Below are 18,985 nucleotides of genomic sequence, written 5' to 3' on the forward strand. Positions count from 1 at the left end.
AAATCGAAAAAATAATTGATGAATTTTCAGTGAAATGGAATGATTATAGAGGATTTTAGCACTTTATGTAGAAATTTTAATAGCTAAAGATGATAGGGGGGATTTACCATTATGAAAAAAGCTATTTTTGCAGCTGCCGCAATGCTCGTCATGGCTGGCTGCGCCAGTCAAACCCAGGATTTTTCCACAGAGGTCAGTCAATTAAAGGAGCAAGTGAGCCAGTTGAGTGCTGAAAATGAGAAGTTAAAAGCACAGCTTGCCGAAGCTCCGGAGACCGCTGCCACAAGCGAGGCTTCTTCAGCGCCACAACCGGAGCCGTCCGCCGACACTGGCAATGTACTAGAATTGAAAAAAGCGCTCGTTATTGCTGACTTCGCAGAGGTGACGCTCACGAAGACAGAATTCACGTCCAAAGTCGTTCCTCCGAAGCCGGACAGTTTCTACACGTATTACGAGGTGAAGGATGCCGAAAATATTTATTTGGATGTCGTCCTTAAATTCAAAAGCTTGCTCAGCTCCTCCAAAAGTGCAGATGATTTTGCCTCCGTACAAGTGAAATATGATAGCAAATATGAGTATAAAAGCTTTTCAACCATTGAAGAGTCGGGTGGAGGCAACTTTACCTATACGAATATAACGAGCATTGAGCCACTAAAAACGGGAGTTCTCCATTTTATCGCCGAGCTTCCTAAGGAAGCGGCCAAAGACAAGAAACCGATTGATATTATCGTTACCATTGAAGGCAAGGAATACGTCTATTCGTTGCGCAGTGAATAGTCTTTTCACGAAATTAAATAGAGGGAGAATTAGATATGAAACAGAGAGTAATTACAATTTTGCTGGCTATGGTCATGCTGCTGGCAATCCCAACGGGGCTTTCGGCCGCTAAGGCGGAGAGCCAGACTGTTTTTGTGAACGGCAAGAAAGTTGCATACGCGCAGGCACCCTTAAGTGAGAACGGCACAACGCTTGTATCGGCAAAAGAAACGATTGAAGCACTAGGCCTTGCCTTCAGCTGGGACAAGGGCAATAAGCGAATCATCGCCTCAAGCGGCGAAATGACGATTTCGATTATATTGAATGAGCCTATTGCTACGGTCAATGGCATTTCTGTATTTTTAGGCACGCCTGCTGTAGAGAGAAATGGCCGCACGATGGTTCCACTTCGCCTGTTGACAGATGGTCTAGGCGCTTCTATGGAAACGAAAGGTCAGCAAATCAGCATTAAAACGGTAGACCCTAGCAAAAGCAAATATTATACGGGCCTGCCGCTGCAAATTACGAATTCCGCTATGAAAAATTTAGGCACGGAAAAAATCATTGTTAATTATGTGGAATATTATTATGCCGGTGGCGCTGTGCAGGCCTATGATTTTACAGCATCGCTGAATGCGCGCGGCAAAGCCGCTTTTAACAATGCGACTGTAAAGCCTAGCGAAAATTTTGATTCGAATGGCACGAATTATACCTTTTTCGGCAGAACCGTTTATAGCATAGTGGTGGGAGAAGAAGAAACGGTAAGCAAAAGCTACAAGCTGGCTAAACAGCTTTATGGCAATGGCGGCACGATTGAAAAGCAGATGAGAGCCCTCTACAAACAGAAGGAAGAGGAGTACAAGAAGAAGCTGAAAGAGGAGCTTAAGCAAAATAATAACGTTCCGTTTAAAATTGTGGGCCATAGTATTACGAAAGATTCCTACAATTATCCTGAAGCCAATATAAAAATGGTTAATTTAACGGATAAAGCCATTGTTTCCTTCGAGCTTTCTTTCAGCACGTATGATGTTTATGACGATCCTGTAAAAGGCGGATATCCTTATACTAACCGTTTTTATGGCAGGGGCAATGATGTACGAGTGGAAAGTGGGGAACAATACACCTTTTCTTGGGACTTGTCCTCCTATTACAATACGTCAAAGCTGAAAAACATTCAGATCGATAAAGTAGCCTTCTCCGACGGCTCTGTCTGGAAACGTAAATAATCGCTGAACTAGCGAGTAGAAGGTTTAGAGGGATAAAGAAAAAAGTAAAAAGAAAACGCCACAGCGCTTGTATCTCCTGCCCGCAAGGGAAGGACAGCAGCGCTGCGGCGTCTTTTGCATTAAAGGGAGGAAACCCGGCGCAGGAAATTATTATGCGCAAAGCCCCGCACCTGCTCCTCAGAGTAATGTTTAAGCAGCTCGTTGATCAGGTTTTGGCTTTTTGCGGCGTTTTCGAGATCGTGTACGTAAGCGTTGATGCCGTCAAAATCGGAGCCAAGGCCAACCTGATTTACACCGCCAATGGCGCAGAAATGGTCAATATGCTTAATTAAATCGGGGATCGTCGCAATCACTCCCGACTCGGGCTTAATAAACTCGGGATAGTAAACAACATGGACGGTCGCATTTTTGGCAAACAGCGCTTTCGCCTGCTCATCAGACAATCCTCTTGGATGATCGAACACCGACTTTGCATTCGAGTGGCTGGCAATCAAATAATCAGCCGTTTCCACGACGTCCCAGAAGCTCTGCTCATTCAAATGGCTGACATCGGTTAAAATCTGGTGCTCATTGTGGAACTGTACCATTTTGCGGCCGAGGGAGGAAAGTCCCGCCCCGCGAGGCTCCAGCACCCCATCAGCAGCAAGATTGGCGAAATTCCAGGTCAGGCCGACCGACAACACGCCAAGGCGGTGAAATATATTCAGCTTATGCAAATCATTGCCGACCGGATCGACACCTTCAAGCGTGAGAAAAGCGCCAATTTCGTGCTCCGCCAGCTTGCCGATATCCTTCCATTCCTTTATGTGCTTGATGTCCGGATTTTTCCCTAATACTTCCTCATAAAAATAATGCACCTGGTCGAGCGCCGATTGAAACTTTTCTTGATCAGTCAAGTTCGGCATGACAAAAATGGCGAAGCCCTGTACTTTGACTCCTCCTGCGAGCAGGCGCTGCTTGTTTGTATCCAGCTCAGGCGCATCGTTGAAGGAAAGGCTGCCTTTCTTATCCGCCAGCTTCATCAAAGCATCGCAATGCAAATCGATAATATTCATTCGCGCATACCCCTTATCTGTCCTTACTTATCGTAATATTGTTTATTTCCACATCGGGATCAAAGTCAATATGGCTCGGCACATTGATAATGAGCATGCCCCCAAAAATCGTTTCCCAGTTGCCGCCGCTGTCGGCGACCCGGTTTTTGAAAGCGGCAAGCTCCTCGGAAGAAGCGACGTCCTGGCTGAGCAGCCACGAATATCTTCTTAAGCGGGATTTGCGAACCGTCTCTTTATAAAAATAAATGTTGCCTTGCTGCTCCAGCTTGACAATATCACCGAATGATACCATTTCCGTAAATAATGGATTTTCTTCAATGCGGTAGCGCTGATCGTCAATCGGCGTTACCTTGAGCATCTCAATCTCCTGCCCGGAGGAATGAAAGGAAATGCCAAGCTCAACAGATGGATTCATAATAGGCACCTTCTTCGTTAAAATAAGCTTAGGTCAAATGTTCGCGACAACGTTTCGAGCAAATGAACGCCTGCAATGCTGTTGCCCTTGCGGTGCAGGGATGGCCCGACGACGCCGATGCCGTAGCGACCTGGAACGATCGCGAGAATGCCGCCGGATACGCCGCTTTTGGCCGGCAATCCCACTTGAATTGCGAATTCGCCCGAGGCATTGTACATGCCGCAAGTAATCATAAACGTTTTGGCGATTTGCACGTAACGCCGTGGTATCAGCTCGGTTCCAGTGACGGGGTCGGTTCCGTTATGCGCCATAACGAGCGCCATGCGAGCCAAATCCGCGCAGGTGACGCTGATTGAGCAGTGCCGGAAATACACGTCGAGCACTTCCTCGACTTCGCCCTGCAGCACCTGCTTATCCTTCAGAAAATAAGCCATCGAGCGATTCAGATTTGCCGTTTTGGCTTCTGACAGATATACCTCGTTATCATAATCCAGCGTAATATTACCTGAGAGATTGCGGAAAAAATCGAGTACACGAGCCGATTTCTCCTCCCGGCTGCTTCCGGCAATCAGCGACGAAATGGCAATCGCTCCAGCATTGATCAGCGGATTAAAGGGAATGCCGGGCTGCACAAGCTCCAGCTTGAGCATGGAGTTGAAGCTGTCCCCGGTTGGCTCCATGCCAACCTTGGCGAAAACCGCCTCCTCGCCATTATCCATTAACGCCAGGATGAGCGTGAAAACTTTGGAAATGCTTTGCATAGTAAAGGATATGCCGCAATCTCCTGCAGATGCTACTTGACCTTCTGCATTGATAATATGAATGCCCAAGGCGTCCTTGGGGGATTTTGCTAGCTCAGGTATGTAGGAGGCCACTTTGCCATGAAGAGCCTGCTGGCGGGATGTTTCTACCCATTTGGGCAGCAGGGAGTGCATATGTTTAAGCTCGCTACTTGTCAATTCGTTTCCTCCTGCTCGCCAGTTTGGCATGAATGGCTCTATTATAATACATTTTGGTAGTGAAACGCATCAGGCTTGCGCAGGGTGAACATGATTGAAGAAAGGAGGAAATGTTGTAAAATCATCCATTATATTCACATTGTATCCTGTTTTTCTGCTTGCGGTGAATTTATAATCAGAAGCGTATCCCATAGTTAACGACAGAAAAGATATGGTGAAGGAATCGGCAGTCCCCCTTTGCCAACGCTGCTGATGCTTCTTCATCATAGGCTTGAAAGCCTATCCTGCTAGGGAACGGTTGTTGAAACACATTCATGTAAGCGGATACAATCTTGGGTGTACGCCAGTCGGGGACAAATCCGGCAAACTATTTAGGGAAGAGGGAATGTTGAAAATGAAAAAAAGACTTAAGCTGCTCGTTTTCGCTATGATGATTGTCGCCCTTATTACGGTACAGATGCCGCTTCAGCAGGCCGAGGCGGCTCCTGCCTTTGCGAAAGGAACGGACATCAGCTGGGTTCCCGGTCTTGAGGCGCAAGGCTATACCTGGAAGGACAAAAACGGCACGACCAAGGATATCATTCAAATTTTGAAAAATGACTATCAAATTAATTCGGTCCGAATTCGCGTATTCGTAAATCCTTCGAGCAATTATGCGAACGGTTACTTGGATATGAACCGGGCCGCAGCTCTGGCACAGCGGGCGAAAAATGCAGGCATGAGCATTATGCTGACGCTGCATTACAGCGACTCATGGGCCGATCCAGGGCAACAGACAAAGCCTGCTGCTTGGAATAATTACACGTTCCAGCAGCTGATGGATGCGGTCTGGAACCATACGAGGGCGGTTATGACGGCGATGCAGGCGAAGGGCGTGACGCCGGATTGGGTGCAGATCGGCAATGAAACGAATAACGGCATGCTGTGGAATGATGGCAAAGCGACTGTCAGTATGAAGAACTACGCATGGCTGGTCAATACCGGGAACAATGCGGTAAAATCAATCTCTTCCGGTACGAAGACGATCGTTCATCTGGCAGGCGGCAATGATAATGCTTTATTCGTTTGGAATATCGGGGGGCTGATCAGCAATGGCGCTACCTTTGATATTATCGGGATGTCGCTGTATCCATCGGCTTCGGATTGGTCGGCCAAGGTCGATCAAACGATCAGCAATGCCAATAATATGATTGCCCGGTATGGCAAGCCGGTTATCATTTCTGAAATTGGGCTTGAATATAACCAGCCAGCTGCTACGAAGAGCTTCGTTGCTGCGATTAAAACGAAGGTACGCAATATTTCTGGCGGCAAGGGGTTAGGAGTCTTTTATTGGGAGCCGGAGGCGCCTCCAGGCTACAATGGCGGCTATAACAAAGGCGCTTGGCAGGCAAACGGCCAGCCGACGATTGCATTGGAAGGTTTCTTGAACTAGCAAGCTAGCTTCTAGGCAGCCCAGCTATTCATTCCCCCGTTATTTCACTTATAATAGAAAGCAGGACGAATCTATTTGGAGAAACGGGGGAGTTTGTAGGTGGAAGCCGTAAATAGCAAGCCTTTTACCATTGATTTGGAATCAAACCTGACGCTGCGAGGGGACGTTCGAGTGTCAGGCGAACCGGGGAAGAAGCCGGTTGTTATCGTTGCCCATGGCTTCAAAGGGTTTAAAGATTGGGGATTTATACCCTATGCCTGCGAGCAGCTTGCAAGTCAAGGTTTCGCTGTCATTTCCTTTAATTTCAGCTGCAATGGCGTAGGGGAAACAGACTTTGACGAGCTGGAAAAATTTGCGGTTAACACATATTCCCGTGAACAGCTGGATCTTGATACAATCATCACGCAGCTGCTGGAAGCGAAGCTTCCTTTTGCTGAGGAGCTGGATACGAACCGGATTGCCCTGCTTGGACATAGCCGTGGGGGCGGAAATAGTATTTTGGCCGCTGCGAGACATCCGCAGCTTCAGGCAGTTGTAACATGGAATGGCATAGCTGATGTGAATCTTTTTACAGAGGCGTTTCGGCAGGAGGTGCTGAGCCGCGGCGTCGGTTATGTGCCCAACATGCGCACAAAGCAGCAAATGCCGATATCGCCTGTATTTTTTGAAGACCTGGAGCGCCATGCAGCGGCGTTTAATATTAAACAAGTGCTGGGCACCCTAGCAGTTCCAGCACTGCTGATACAGGGGGATCAAGATTCGGAGCGACTGGTATCAGGCTATGAACAAATGCGTGAGGCTGCCCCGCAGCATACGTTCGTTACACTAACAGGAGCGGACCACACCTTTGGGGCAAAGCATCCCTTTGCCTTCACAACGGCGAATTTGGAGGAAGCGCTTCGGCTGACGGTGCTTTTTCTAAATGAGCGCCTAAAGTAGGGGGAGTGCCAGATGGATCAAAAATCCCCGAATGTGCAGTGGCAATCATATGAGCTTGGCGGATTGCAGCAGTCTGGCCAAGTGTCCTATTCCGGCAGCATTGTATGGTTAACAGGGCTACCTGCATCAGGAAAGTCATCTATCGCTGCTTCGCTTCATAGACAGCTTCAAGCTAACGGCGTGCGAACGGCGGTACTGGATGGCGATAATTTGCGGCATGGGCTAAACCGCGATCTTGGCTTTAGCGCAGAGGATCGCCGCGAAAATGTGCGCCGCACCGCGGAGGTGGCGGGGCTGTTTGCTAGCAATGGAAGCATTGCCATAGCGGCGCTCGTCTCGCCGCTAGAGGCGGATCGAGCACTGGCGCGAGCGATTGCAGCTCCACTGCCCTATGTGGAGGTGTATGTAAATTGTCCGCTTGCGATATGCGAGCAGCGTGATCCGAAGGGGCTTTACAGCAAGGCGCGGCGGGGAGAAATTCCGCTGTTCACGGGCATATCTGCTCTTTACGAGGCGCCGCTCGCTCCAGACCTGGAGCTGTTTTCGGGCAAAGGAAACGCGGATACTGCGGCTGAGGCCGTTATCCGCTGCTTGCAGCAGCGCGGTATTTTAACCGAGCGGGATTAGCAAAACAACCGGGCAGCCTATGCTCTTGTGATACGCTCTGGAAACTCATGCAAAAAAAGCTTCTTCTTCGGGAACGCCCGAAGAGGAAGCTTTTTACGTTTGATGTAATGTGCTTGAGCAGCGACTTCGCTTGTGCCAGCTGACTGCTGGACGAAGTCTAATGCATGCTTTTAGGCGCCGCTTGCGGGCTTGGAGAAGAAGGCTTTAAGCGCCTTATATACTTCGCCTTTATCCTTAATAATCGAATACATAAATTTTTTATTGCTTATGTTTTTATATGCCGACATTAAGGTACTGCTGCGATTATATTGATTTACCTCGCCGTAGCCGAACAGATTGGCCCGTTCCAGCAGCTTGTCGATGAGCTTCACGCATTTTTCGTTATCGGAGGTCAAATTATCGCCATCGGAAAAATGAAAGGGATAAATGTTCCAATTGGCCGACGGATAACGGCTGTCGATAATATCAAGCGCCTTCTGATAGGCAGAGGAGCAGATGGTGCCGCCGCTCTCGCCGCGAGTGAAAAATTCCTCTTCGGTTACTTCCTTCGCTTCGGTATGATGCGCCACGAATACCATCTCAACATGCTGATATTTCCGGCGCAGAAAGCGAGTCATCCAGAAGAAGAAGCTTCTGGCACAATATTTTTCAAAAGAGCCCATGGAGCCTGAAGTGTCCATGAGCGCCAATACGACGGCATTGGATTGGGGCTTTACGATTTCATTCCACGTTTTAAAACGCAAATCATCCGGCGAGATGCCGCCAATGCCTGAGCGTCCTTCATTGGCATTGCGCTTCAAATTTTGAATGAGCGTCCGTTTTTTGTCGATGTTGGACATAATGCCTTTTTTGCGAATATCGTGAAAGACGACCTCGGTAGTTTCCATTACATCCTTCTGCTTTTGCTCCAGATTAGGAAGCTCCAGCTCCTCGAAGAGCATATCCTCCAACTGGTCAATGCTGATTTCTGCCTCCACATAGTCCTCGCCCGGCTGATCGCCCGCACCCTGTCCTTTGCCCGGACCTTTGGCGGCCCCAGGATCAACGCCGAGCACATCCCCTACCTGTGAATCGCCATCGCCTTGTCCAACATGCTGCTTCTTGTTGTAGTTGTAGACGAAATGGGATTCATCAATGCTTTTAATCGGTATTTTCACCGTCTGCTTGCCATCGGATAATACAATGCTTTCATCGGTCACAATATCGGGAAGATTTTGCCGAACAGCTTCTCTTACTTTTTCCTGGTGCCGGGCTTGATCTTCGTAACCTTTGCGATGCAGGGTCCAATCCTCCTGTGACACGATAAATAACGGTTCTGTCACGAGCGTCACACTCCCATCTTTCATCAATAAGATCTGGATCAGGGCCAGGGGATCTAATTTTTCGTTGAAATATAAGAATTTATAAGTTTCACACTTATCATTTGGCTTATATTTCTCGGAGTGAAACGCGCCTTGCCGCCAAAGGACGGCGATAGCCGTTTCACCTTGTTATTCAATATATTCACGTCTGGGGCGGATATGTGAGTCAAAAGCGATCTGAATCTAGCTAATTAATCGCATGAATCTCGGTTTTTTTAACAAAGAACTCTGTTTTTTAAGTAGTAAAATGTCGGAACACAGTCTATCATCGACAATGAAAGCGATTCCAAATTATGGTTTTGATTCATAAAAACGTATGATTTATTAAGGAGCTGAATAAGAAGAGATGAACGTTAAAAATGTCATTCGCAAAACCGTAATGCTCATGGTTGCTTCTTTGCTGGTGATTCCCGCTTTTGTTGTGGAACCAAAGGTCAGTGCTGCCGCCCCAAGGCAGATGGAAGCTTTAACGAGGGGAGTCGTCGCTGTAAAAGTAAGTGGAGGCGTATTTGTCAGCTGGCGGCTGCTCGGCGGCGAGGCGGCTAATACAGGCTTCAACGTTTATCGCAACGGGACGAAGGTAAACAGCAGTGTCATTACGACAAGCACGAATCTTCTGGATGCTGGCGGCAGCAACTCTTCTACCTATTATGTCCGCGCCGTAATTAATGGCGTTGAACGACCAGCCTCCAATACGGCAACCGTATGGGCGAACAACTATAAAGATATTCCGCTGGACAAGCCTGCTGGCGGGACAACACCGAGCGGCGAAAGCTACACCTATAGTGCAAATGATGCAAGCGTAGCCGACCTTGACGGAGATGGCGAATACGAGATCGTCCTCAAGTGGGACCCGTCCAACGCCAAGGATAACTCCCAATCGGGGTATACCGGCAATGTTATTTTTGATGCTTACAAAATGAACGGACAAAAGCTGTGGCGCATTAATATGGGCAAAAATATTCGCGCAGGTGCCCATTATTCGCAATTTCTCGTCTATGACTTTAACGGCGACGGCAAAGGCGAGGTGGTCATCAAAACAGCGGACGGCACCGTGGATGGAACAGGACAGGTAATAGGCAGCTCTACTGCCGATTACCGCAATTCTTCGGGCTATGTGCTGTCAGGTCCGGAATATTTGACTGTTTTTTCAGGCCAGACGGGGGCTGCGCTTGCGACAACGAACTATGTGCCGGCCAGAGGCACCGTATCGAGCTGGGGTGATAGTTATGGCAACCGTGTCGATCGCTTTCTAGCTGGCGTTGCTTATTTGGATGGTGTTAGGCCAAGCATTGTCATGTCGCGCGGCTATTACACGAGAACCGTCATTGCTGCTTTTGACTTCCGGAATGGCTCGCTGACGAGCCGCTGGACGTTTGATACGAACAGTTCTGGCAATTCTGCTTATGCGGGACAGGGTAATCATAGTTTGAGCGTGGCGGATGTTGATAATGACGGCAAGGATGAAATTGTATTTGGCGCAATGACCGTTGATGATAATGGCCAGAAGCTATATAACACAAATATGGGGCATGGCGATGCGATGCATGTCAGCGATTTGAACCCGAACCGTGCTGGTCTTGAGGTATTTAAGGTAAACGAGGATACGAGCAAGCCTTATGGAGCCCAAGTCCATGATGCGGCTACTGGTCAAATTTTGTGGGGTGTCCATACGGGCGCGGATACGGGACGAGGCATGGCGGCCGACATCGATCCTCGTTATCCTGGAGCTGAGGTTTGGGCTGGCAGTGGTGTAGGGCTGAGGACGATTACGGGGCAGCTCATTTCCAGCACGCCTCCATCCTCGCAAAATTTCGGCATCTGGTGGGATGGCGACCTGCTGCGCGAGCTGCTTGACCATGTATGGTCGGGAAGCGCTGGAGTTGGCGTCGGCAAAATTGAAAAATGGAATTACAATACCGGTGCAGTCAGCCGCCTGCTAACGGCAACGGGAACTTACTCCAACAATACGACAAAAGGGAATCCTAGCTTGCAGGCAGATCTGATTGGCGATTGGCGCGAGGAAGTGTTGTGGCGTACGGAGGACAGCACTAAGCTGCGCTTATATACAACCACAGATGTTACGACATATCGTCTCTACACGCTGATGCATGATGCCGTATACCGTTTAGGTGTTGCGTGGCAAAATGTAGCCTACAACCAGCCGCCGCATACGAGCTATTTCCTTGGAAATGGCATGAGCACGCCTCCTGCACCAAGCATGTACACGACTCTGCCACAGGCCTCGTTTACGGAAGTAGGCACGGCCAATGCCTTGCTCGCTGAGGAGGCTGCTTTGGAAGAAGCAGTGACTGCCCCTGAACAGGAGCTAGCTCCGCAAACGGAGCCGGAAACAGGATCGGAAACAGGATCGGAAACAGAGCCTGAAACAGAACCTCAGACAGAGCCGGTAACGACCCCCGTTCCTGAACAACAGCCAGACAACCGTGTGCCAACCGGCCTGTTTAATCCAAATGCAGCAGCTCAAGTGGCTTCAGGCGCAGCGCTAAGCGCAGTCCATGGACAAGCCGCTCCTATTTCGTAGAGCTAGGGTTATTATCCCCTCAGCTCAGAAACGCAAAAAGAGGAACAGGCGCATCTATTTAACCGGACTTCAGTTTTTCTAGTAAATCTAGCATCTCTTCGTGTAGCTATAAGTATCAGGCTTGGGCAGACTGTTCCTATTTTTTAAAGCTTGAGGTATTATCCCCTTAGCTCAGAAACATTGAGATCGGAGTCAGTCCAAGACATTTTATAAAATAGTAGTGTAAAGAGAAGTGAAAAACTACAGAAGTACAGAAGTACAGAAGTACAGAAGTACTGAAGTAACAAAGCAATTAAGCAAAAAAACAAAAAAAGCTAGGGAAGAAGCAAAGCCGTTGGAAGGAAAACTGGATTGAGGCACCGCCAGCAAAAGAAAAGGAACGGTGCACGAGAGCAACTTAATCGACATGGAAGCTGAAGCTGTGCTATTTTTGAAAGCTTCCGAAGTTTGATTGGGTGAATGGGGAATAACATCGGTAAATCGAAGATTCAGCTTATAGTCAGTTGGTAAATTTTGATCACTCAAAGGTATTCGATTATGGAAATGACCATTATACGATTTTTGCATAAATGAGAACTTGCTGTAGTCACAGCATTCGAATCGCAACTGCAACAGCAATGGGATGGAAAGCCTTTTGTGCTTGGAGAACTGGGAGAGCTTGGAGAGCTGTTTGGGCGGTGTGATCAGGCATGTTGCCGGATTGTGCCGTTCAAGCGGCTTTTCTGAGCTAAGGGGATAAGGGACAAAAGGCGAAGAAAACGCTGTAACCCAAAACAACTTAAAACAAGCCAAGCCAAACAAAGCCATAGTTGAAAAATAAATCGGCCATTCCGTGACAACAGGCAAGCGCCGGACTGCGAAAAAAGCAGCCGCGCTGCCGCATGCTTGCCGTTCTATATACCGTCTACGATTCTCCGTGCTCGAATGCCCGCCTCGTAAAGCAGTACCTCCTCGTCTATCGTCAGCAGCTCGCGGCCTTGCATCAGGAGCTTGCCGTTGACGATGGTCGTATCGACATCGCTGCCATTCACGGCGTAAGCGAGCAGCGACTCTACTTGATGGACAGGCTGCAGGTGGGGCTTATTCATATCGACTAAAATGAGATCGGCTTTTTTGCCAGCCTCGAGCGTTCCTGTATCATAATCGATGCGCAGCAGCTTGGCGCTTTCAACTGTTGCCATCTCCAGCACCTGATGGGCTGGGAAAACGGACGGGTCGCCGGCTGCTATTTTTTGCATCCAGGCCGCTGCTTTAATCCCTTCAAACATGTCGACTGTGGAAGCACTTCCTGATCCGTCCGTACCGAGTCCAACCGTAATGCCAGCATCGATAAGTGCTGCCACTGGGGCAATGCCGCAGCCGAGCTTTAAATTGCTGACCGGATTGTGGGAAACGCCACCTTCCATTCCACTAAGCAGCTGAATGTCGTCATGTGTTAGATGCACGCCATGGGCCAGTAAAGTATGGGCCTCGGCAAATAGCCCGAGATTGTGTAAATAAGCGGCTGGCGAGCAGTTGTATTTGGCTTTGATCTTGGTGACTTCCTCTACCGTTTCCGCTAGATGGATATGGATAGGCAGATCTTTTTCGGCGGCGAGCTTTATGATTTCTGCAAGTGGTTCTGGCGGGCATGTATAGGGGGCATGGGGGCCGAACATCGTTGTAATTCGTCCATCCGCCTGGCCATGCCAGCGGTCAATGAGGTCAAGCGCTTCAGTTAACCGTTTGCCGCCGTCATTTTGCAAAAATACAAGTCCCCGTGTTAAGGAGGCGCGCATCCCTGTTTCCAAGGCAGCAGCAGCAATTTCGTTCATATGCACATACATATCGGCAAATGCCGTTGTGCCGGATTTGATCATTTCGGCCATGGCAAGCTTGGCTCCCCAATAAATATCCTCAGGCGTCATCCGCGCCTCGGCAGGCAGCATTTTATGCTCCAGCCACTCCATCAGCTTGTAATCATCGGAAAATCCTTTCAATAAGCTCATTGGCGTATGCTGGTGGGCATTAATGAGGCCAGGCATCGCTAACATGCCTTTTCCATCGATGATTTTGTTTGCTTTAGCAGCGGACTCAGGCAAATTCGTGCCTATGGCCGCAATGCGGTCATTTTCGATCAGCAGCTCGCCGTGAAAAAGTCTTTCGCCATTTTTCATCGTTAAAATTTGAACGTTTTGAATTAGAGTTCTCATCTTAGTCCCCTCCTTGGTATACTTAGGAGGATAAACGTTGACGCTGCGTTAAGGTCAAGGGCAAGAAAGGGTGTTTCGCCATTATGAAATGGTTCCATACCGCAGACTGGCATCTAGGCAAGCTGGTTCAAGGTGTTTATATGACAGAAGACCAGCGTTATGTGCTGGAGCAATTGCTTGCCGATATTGAACACGAACGCCCAGATGCAGTCATTATTGCCGGTGATTTGTATGATCGGGCCATTCCACCTATTGAGGCAGTAGAACTGCTCGATGAGGTGCTGCAGCATATCGTTATTAAGCTTGAAACGCCGGTGCTGGCTGTGGCTGGCAATCACGACAGTCCGGATCGAATTGATTTTGGCACGGCGATGATGGCAAGCCGGGGTCTGCATATTGCCGGAAGAATGAAGCGGGAGCAGAAGCCTGTTGTGCTCCGCGACGAGCATGGCGAGGTGCATTTTCACCTCGTGCCTTATGCGGATCCTGCGCACGTGCGTTATGCGCTCGGCGATGAGAGCATTCGCACGCATGATGATGCGATGAAAGCTTTGACGGAGCGGCTGCGGCATCAGCTAGATCCTGCTGCGCGCCATGTTTTTATCGGCCATGCTTTTGTTACGGCAACCGGAGAGGCGGAGCCGAATACGAGCGATTCGGAGCGTCCGCTGGCGATTGGCGGGGCGGAGCATGTGCGTGCCAGTTATTTTGCGCCATTTCATTATACGGCGCTTGGTCACCTGCATCAGGCGCATTATGTCAGCGACGATAAAATTAGATATGCGGGCTCTCCGCTTAAATATTCGGTTTCCGAGGAGCATCACGCCAAAGGCTATTATGTAGTGGAAATGGATGACAAAGGCGCAGTAACGGTAGAAAAGCGCCCATTCCAGCCGCTGCGCGATTTGCGCCGTGTTTCCGGAACGATTGAAGACATTGAGCAGCATGCGAAAAGCGAGGATTATGTATTTGTTACGCTGCTGAATGAAAATCCGGTGCTGTTTCCGATGGAGAAGGTACGTGCCATTTATCCGAATGCGCTGCATGTCGAGCGCAGGCCGGAGGCGGGACTGCTCACAGAGGCAGCGGCTTCCGCTGATGGTGCAATAGAGGCGGTTCGCCGCCGAGAGGCTGATCCGGTAGCTTTATTTGCTTCCTTTTATCAGGAGGTCAAGGGCAGTCCGCTCAGTGAGAGTAAAAAGCAGCGTTTCGCCGATGTCTTCGGGAAGCTGCTGCACGAGGAAGGAGGCAGCGCATGAGACCGCTCAAGTTAACGATGAACGCTTTCGGCCCGTACCGGGATGCGGAAACGATTGATTTTGCCCAGTTGGACGAGCATCGGCTGTTCGTTATTTCCGGCAGCACTGGAGCAGGTAAAACCTCGATTTTTGATGCGATTTGCTTTGCGCTTTATGGTGCAGCCAGCGGAGAGGATCGCTCGGAGGCACGCATGCTGCGGAGCCATTTTGCCGGGGATGATACGCATACGTCGGTTGAATTTCATTTTGCAGTTGCGCAGCGGGAATACCAAGTATTTCGCCAGCTTCCGCATCGTAAAGGCTCGAACAAAAGCGAGACTGGCGGCAAGGCAGAGCTATATGAGCTTGTAGATGGACAAGCTGTGCCGCTTGTCGACCGTTTTCAAGTTCGCGACGTCGATGCAAAGCTGGAATTGATTATAGGCCTTACGAAGGAGCAGTTTAATCAAATCGTGATGCTGCCGCAGGGAGAGTTTCGCAAGCTGCTCACCTCGGATACTGATAATAAAGAAGAGATTTTGCGGCGGATTTTTCGCACGGAGCTGTATGAGAAGCTGGAGCTGAGGTTTCAGCAGCAAAACCGCGAGCTGAATGAAACGCTCAAGGAAGCACGGCTGCGCAATGACATGTACATGAAGCAGTCGGGCGATGCGCTTCCTCAGCGCGAGGGAAGCTTGCTGGCAGCGACGCTGAGCCAAGAGGTTTATAATGCGGCGCAATTGCTTGCCAGTTTGGAGCAGGAGGCAGCTTATTATAGCGAGCTGGTGCAGCAAGGCGCTATGCAGCGGCAGCAGATGGACGAGCAGCTGCTTGCGCAGGAAGAGAGGCTGCGCGCCGCGCTGGCGCTAAACGCGCGGTTCGAAGAGCTTGCGGTGGAGCGAACCAAGCTGGAGCAGCTGGAGCTGGGCCGCGCCGCGCAGGAAGCGAAGGGGCGCGAGCTGCAATTGGCTGAGCGGGCCGCGCTGCTCACGCCTTATGAGGAGCAAGCGAGCCGCGCCAGCAAGGACGCGGAGGCGAAGCAGCAGGCCAGCGAGGCGAAGCAGCGGGAAGCGGAGGCTGCGAAGCAAGCGCTGGACGCGGCGTCGCAGCGGCATGCGAGCGAGGAGCAGCGTGAGCCAGAGCGGCGGGAGGCGGAGCGTGAGCTGAACCGGCTGGAGGAGCTGGCGCCAGCGGTGCAGCAGATGGGCGAGCAGCGGCAGGCCGTAACGGAGCTGCGGGCAAGGGCGAAGCAGGCCCAGGCGCAACTGGAGCGGGAAGAGGCAGCTATTGCGGCCGAGAAGGAAGCGAAGCAGCAAGGTGCTGCGCGGTTGAAGCTCATGGAGAGCGACGGCCAGCAGTTGCAAGCGAAGCAAGAACAGCTCAGGCGCGTGGAGCAGCAAGGCAAATACGTCTCCAAGCTAATCAAGCTGGAGCAGGAGCTGGCTGAGTTCAAGCGGCTGGAAGCGAGCCAGGAAGAGGCGCTCTCCACCGTTCGTGCCCGGCACGATAAGCTGGAGCAGCAATGGATTGAAGGGCAGGCAGGCTTGCTCGCCGCTCATTTGCATGACGGGAAGCCTTGCCCAGTATGCGGCAGCGTCGAGCATCCCGGCAAAATACAAACTGCTGCTGATGTGCCCTCACGAGAGCAGCTCGCACAGGCAAAGGAGCTGCTTGCTGTCTGCGAGCGCGAGGTGAATGCGTCAAGGCTGCAAGTAGCGGCAGCCCGTTCCGGCTGGGAAAGCAGCGCCGCCGAGCTTGCGGAATACGGCGCCTCTGCCGAGCATCTCGCCGAGCAGCAGGCTGACCTCCGCGCGCAGTGGAAGCAGTTGAAGGATGAGACGGACCGACTGCAGCAGCAGAACGAGGAGATGCGCTTGCTTAAAGAGCAGGCAGAAAATCGGGAAGCAGAGCTGGAGCGGCTCGTCAGGGATAAAGAGCAGCGGCAAGCGGTTTATCAGCAACTGCAAATTGAACTGGGCGCGAAGGAGTCGCTGCTCGCCAGAGAGCTGGAACGCATACCCGAATCGCTTCGCGAGCCCGAACAATTGCAGCAGGCGCTGACTGCCCAGCAGATGAAAGCTCGTCAGCATGCAGAAGCCTGGCAGGCTGCTGTCAAGCAGCTGCAGCAGGCCCAGCTTAAGTTGGCGGAAGCTTCTGTCCATGCCCTGCAGGCTCTCCAACAATTTGAAGAAGCGCAGCGAAACAGGGAAGAAGCTGAGAAGCGGCTGCTGAGCGAGCTGAAGGCTGCGGCATTTGATTCATTGGAGGCTTATCGCGCCGCCGTGAAAACGCCGCAAGAGCGGCAAGCACTCAAGGAGCAACTGGACGCTTATAAATCTGCGGTTCAGGCGCTGACAAGCCGTGTAACGGATATGCAGCTGGAGCTGGCTGGAAGGCAGCCTGCGGATATGCAGGAGCTGCATGCAGCAGGCGCCGAGCTTAAGCAGCAGTTGGAGACGATTGTCGCTGCACTGCAAACCGCTGCGCGTCATGGCGAGGAGGCTGTTCGGCTCATTCGCCAGCTCACAGCGACGAGCGAGCGAGTGAAGCAGCTCGAGGCAGAGCTGGAGCAGGTGCTCGACATCTATCAAATGCTTAAAGGAGACAATGCGCTTAAAATTTCCTTTGAACGTTATATATTGATTGAGTTTTTGGAGCAAATTTTGCAGGCGGCAAATGTGCGTCTGCAGCGGCTTTCAGGCGGGCAATTTATGCTGCAGCGCAGCGATCGTTTGGAAGTCAGAGGGAAGCAAAGCGGTCTTGGCCTGGACGTGTATGATGCGTATACAGGACAAAATCGCGATGTGAAAACGATGTCCGGCGGGGAAAAATTTAATGCGTCTCTCTGCCTTGCTTTAGGAATGACCGATGTTATCCAGGCGCATCAAGGCGGAATTTCCATTGAAATGATGTTTATTGACGAAGGGTTTGGCTCCCTGGATGAGGAGGCGCTGAACAAGGCGATCGAGGCTTTGGTTGACTTGCAGCGCGCCGGCCGCATGATTGGCGTCATTTCACATGTGCAGGAGCTCAAACAGGCTTTTCCCGCCTGCCTTGAAGTTCATAAGACGAAGGAAGGCTACAGCCGCACGGCCGTAACCGTTCGTTAACAGAAAAAGGCAGGAAACAACGCGAACGCTGCTTCCTGCCTATCTTTCTGAATGTTAGTAGCCGGATAATGCGCTTGCTCCAGCAGAGAATACAGCAATGGAAAAAATAAAAAAGACAACAGTGCCCATTACGCCAAGTCCGTTCAGAATAATACCGATAACCGCAAAAACTTTGCGGCGCTGCTTGGAGCATGCACCAATAATACCAAGAATCAAGCCGACGAACGTAATGCCGACGCTGACGATAACAGCAACAATCGATCCCATAAAGGATCCAGCGCCTCCCATAATCAATTCCTCAATGTAGGCAGGGTCTTCAATTAAGTACTCATTTCTTGTAGAAATGAGACTGCCAATGGCTGTGAAAAACATGATGATGCTAATAACGCCTATAAGAATAGATGCAATGGCCATAATAAAGGAAGCAATGCCAAGGCCTGAATGCTTTAGCGGCTGGCTCGGCTGATAAGGTGCAGGATCGGAAAAGCCTGTTGATGGTGCAGATCCGTAAGGATTATAATCCGGTGTCTGAGTCTGATCCGTATCCGATTTTGTAAATGAAATCGGTGTGGAATTGTTTTTATTTTCTTCCATTAAAGTGTTCTCCTCCAGTATATGTAAGTCGTGTTAAAACACAATTACAGTAAATTATACTCAATTCTGAAAGGAATGAAAACAGATGTTCCAAAAATATTTCACAATCGGCGCTATTGGTGCCGCTATTGCCGTAGGATTAGGGGCCTTTGGCGCTCATACTTTAAAGGAAATATTGCCAGCTGATTTGCTAGCTATTTTTGAAACGGGCGTACGCTATCATATGTATCATTCGCTTGGCCTTATGCTGGTCGCTCTGCTTGCGGATCGCTTGGGCGAGAGCAAATTGCTGCTTGCCGGAGCCAGGCTGCTGCTTGCGGGCATCGTTATTTTCAGCGGCAGTCTCTATATCCTTGCATTAAGCGATATTCGCGTGCTGGGAGCAATTACACCAATTGGCGGTGTGGCTTTTCTTGCTGGCTGGGTTTGCGTCATCGTCGCGACCCTCAAGTCTCGAAAAAAAGCCGTTTGATTTGCATAATATTTCTATGCCGAAACGGCGGTTTCGATTATAATAAGTCTAACCTTATTGGATT

15 protein-coding genes and 1 pseudogene are annotated in these 18,985 nt (G+C 50.3%); 9 read left to right on the top strand and 7 right to left on the bottom strand.

What is annotated here, in order from left to right; translation table 11 throughout:
* The first annotated feature begins 111 nt into the window (after positions 1-111).
* Both MHB80_RS07950 and MHB80_RS07955 read left to right on the top strand, forming a co-directional pair.
* Positions 112-777, top strand: a complete 666-nt coding sequence (locus MHB80_RS07950; protein WP_341281648.1) for a hypothetical protein — start codon at positions 112-114, stop codon at positions 775-777.
* A 35-nt stretch (positions 778-812) separates the two neighbouring features.
* Positions 813-1,982, top strand: coding sequence for a stalk domain-containing protein (locus MHB80_RS07955; RefSeq protein WP_341281649.1), 1,170 nt, complete (start codon positions 813-815; stop codon positions 1,980-1,982).
* A gap of 119 nt (positions 1,983-2,101) precedes the next feature.
* On the opposite strand, the gene MHB80_RS07960 is transcribed toward MHB80_RS07955, so the two are convergent.
* The 3 genes from MHB80_RS07960 to glsA are packed head-to-tail and all read right to left on the bottom strand — an operon-like array spanning position 2,102 to position 4,387.
* A complete protein-coding gene (locus tag MHB80_RS07960; RefSeq protein WP_341281650.1) occupies positions 2,102-3,037 on the bottom strand; it encodes a dipeptidase in 936 nt (311 codons plus the stop codon).
* Positions 3,038-3,050: 13 nt separating this feature from the next.
* Entirely contained in the window at positions 3,051-3,452 is a 402-nt protein-coding gene (locus MHB80_RS07965) for a DUF4265 domain-containing protein (RefSeq protein ID WP_341281651.1), read from the bottom strand.
* 17 nt (positions 3,453-3,469) lie between these two features.
* Positions 3,470-4,387, bottom strand: coding sequence for a glutaminase A (gene glsA / locus MHB80_RS07970; RefSeq protein WP_341282899.1), 918 nt, complete (start codon positions 4,385-4,387; stop codon positions 3,470-3,472).
* Positions 4,388-4,805: 418 nt separating this feature from the next.
* On the opposite strand from glsA, the gene MHB80_RS07975 reads away from it, so the two are divergent.
* From MHB80_RS07975 to cysC, 3 genes are all read left to right on the top strand, one after another.
* On the top strand, positions 4,806-5,843 hold the full coding sequence (locus MHB80_RS07975) for a glycosyl hydrolase 53 family protein (protein ID WP_341281652.1): 1,038 nt from the start codon (positions 4,806-4,808) through the stop codon (positions 5,841-5,843).
* Between the two features lie 99 nt (positions 5,844-5,942).
* A complete protein-coding gene (locus MHB80_RS07980; protein ID WP_341281653.1) occupies positions 5,943-6,782 on the top strand; it encodes an alpha/beta fold hydrolase in 840 nt (279 codons plus the stop codon).
* Between the two features lie 12 nt (positions 6,783-6,794).
* The gene (cysC, locus tag MHB80_RS07985) at positions 6,795-7,409 is read left to right on the top strand and encodes an adenylyl-sulfate kinase (protein WP_341281654.1); all 615 of its coding nucleotides are present in this window, start codon (positions 6,795-6,797) and stop codon (positions 7,407-7,409) included.
* Between the two features lie 170 nt (positions 7,410-7,579).
* On the opposite strand, the gene yhbH is transcribed toward cysC, so the two are convergent.
* Complete coding sequence (gene yhbH, locus MHB80_RS07990; protein ID WP_341281655.1) at positions 7,580-8,731, bottom strand: sporulation protein YhbH; 1,152 nt, start codon at positions 8,729-8,731, stop codon at positions 7,580-7,582.
* Positions 8,732-9,155: 424 nt separating this feature from the next.
* Between yhbH and MHB80_RS07995 the strand changes: the two are divergent.
* Positions 9,156-11,000 (top strand): annotated as a pseudogene (locus MHB80_RS07995) (rhamnogalacturonan lyase); the annotation flags it as partial.
* Between the two features lie 555 nt (positions 11,001-11,555).
* Here MHB80_RS07995 and MHB80_RS08000 read toward each other — a convergent pair.
* Together MHB80_RS08000 and MHB80_RS08005 are read right to left on the bottom strand one after the other, a co-directional pair.
* Positions 11,556-12,161: a hypothetical protein gene (locus MHB80_RS08000; RefSeq protein ID WP_341281656.1), complete on the bottom strand. Its 606-nt coding sequence runs from the start codon at positions 12,159-12,161 to the stop codon at positions 11,556-11,558.
* 47 nt (positions 12,162-12,208) lie between these two features.
* Positions 12,209-13,507 (bottom strand): amidohydrolase, encoded by a 1,299-nt coding sequence (locus MHB80_RS08005; RefSeq protein WP_341281657.1) that lies wholly within the window; start codon positions 13,505-13,507, stop codon positions 12,209-12,211.
* Positions 13,508-13,590: 83 nt separating this feature from the next.
* Between MHB80_RS08005 and MHB80_RS08010 the strand changes: the two genes are divergently transcribed.
* Together MHB80_RS08010 and MHB80_RS08015 are read left to right on the top strand one after the other, a co-directional pair.
* Positions 13,591-14,766: an exonuclease SbcCD subunit D gene (locus MHB80_RS08010; RefSeq protein WP_341281658.1), complete on the top strand. Its 1,176-nt coding sequence runs from the start codon at positions 13,591-13,593 to the stop codon at positions 14,764-14,766.
* The gene (locus MHB80_RS08015) at positions 14,763-17,855 is read left to right on the top strand and encodes an SMC family ATPase (RefSeq protein WP_341281659.1); all 3,093 of its coding nucleotides are present in this window, start codon (positions 14,763-14,765) and stop codon (positions 17,853-17,855) included. The genes MHB80_RS08010 and MHB80_RS08015 overlap by 4 nt, the downstream gene beginning before the upstream one ends.
* 54 nt (positions 17,856-17,909) lie before the next feature.
* On the opposite strand, the gene MHB80_RS08020 is transcribed toward MHB80_RS08015, so the two are convergent.
* Positions 17,910-18,449 (bottom strand): hypothetical protein, encoded by a 540-nt coding sequence (locus MHB80_RS08020; protein WP_341281660.1) that lies wholly within the window; start codon positions 18,447-18,449, stop codon positions 17,910-17,912.
* 85 nt (positions 18,450-18,534) lie between these two features.
* Between MHB80_RS08020 and MHB80_RS08025 the strand changes: the two genes are divergently transcribed.
* Positions 18,535-18,921, top strand: a complete 387-nt coding sequence (locus MHB80_RS08025; protein ID WP_341281661.1) for a DUF423 domain-containing protein — start codon at positions 18,535-18,537, stop codon at positions 18,919-18,921.
* The last annotated feature ends 64 nt before the right edge of the window (positions 18,922-18,985 follow it).

The organism is Paenibacillus sp. FSL H8-0537, assembly GCF_038051995.1.
Taxonomy (GTDB): Bacteria; Bacillota; Bacilli; order Paenibacillales; family Paenibacillaceae; genus Pristimantibacillus.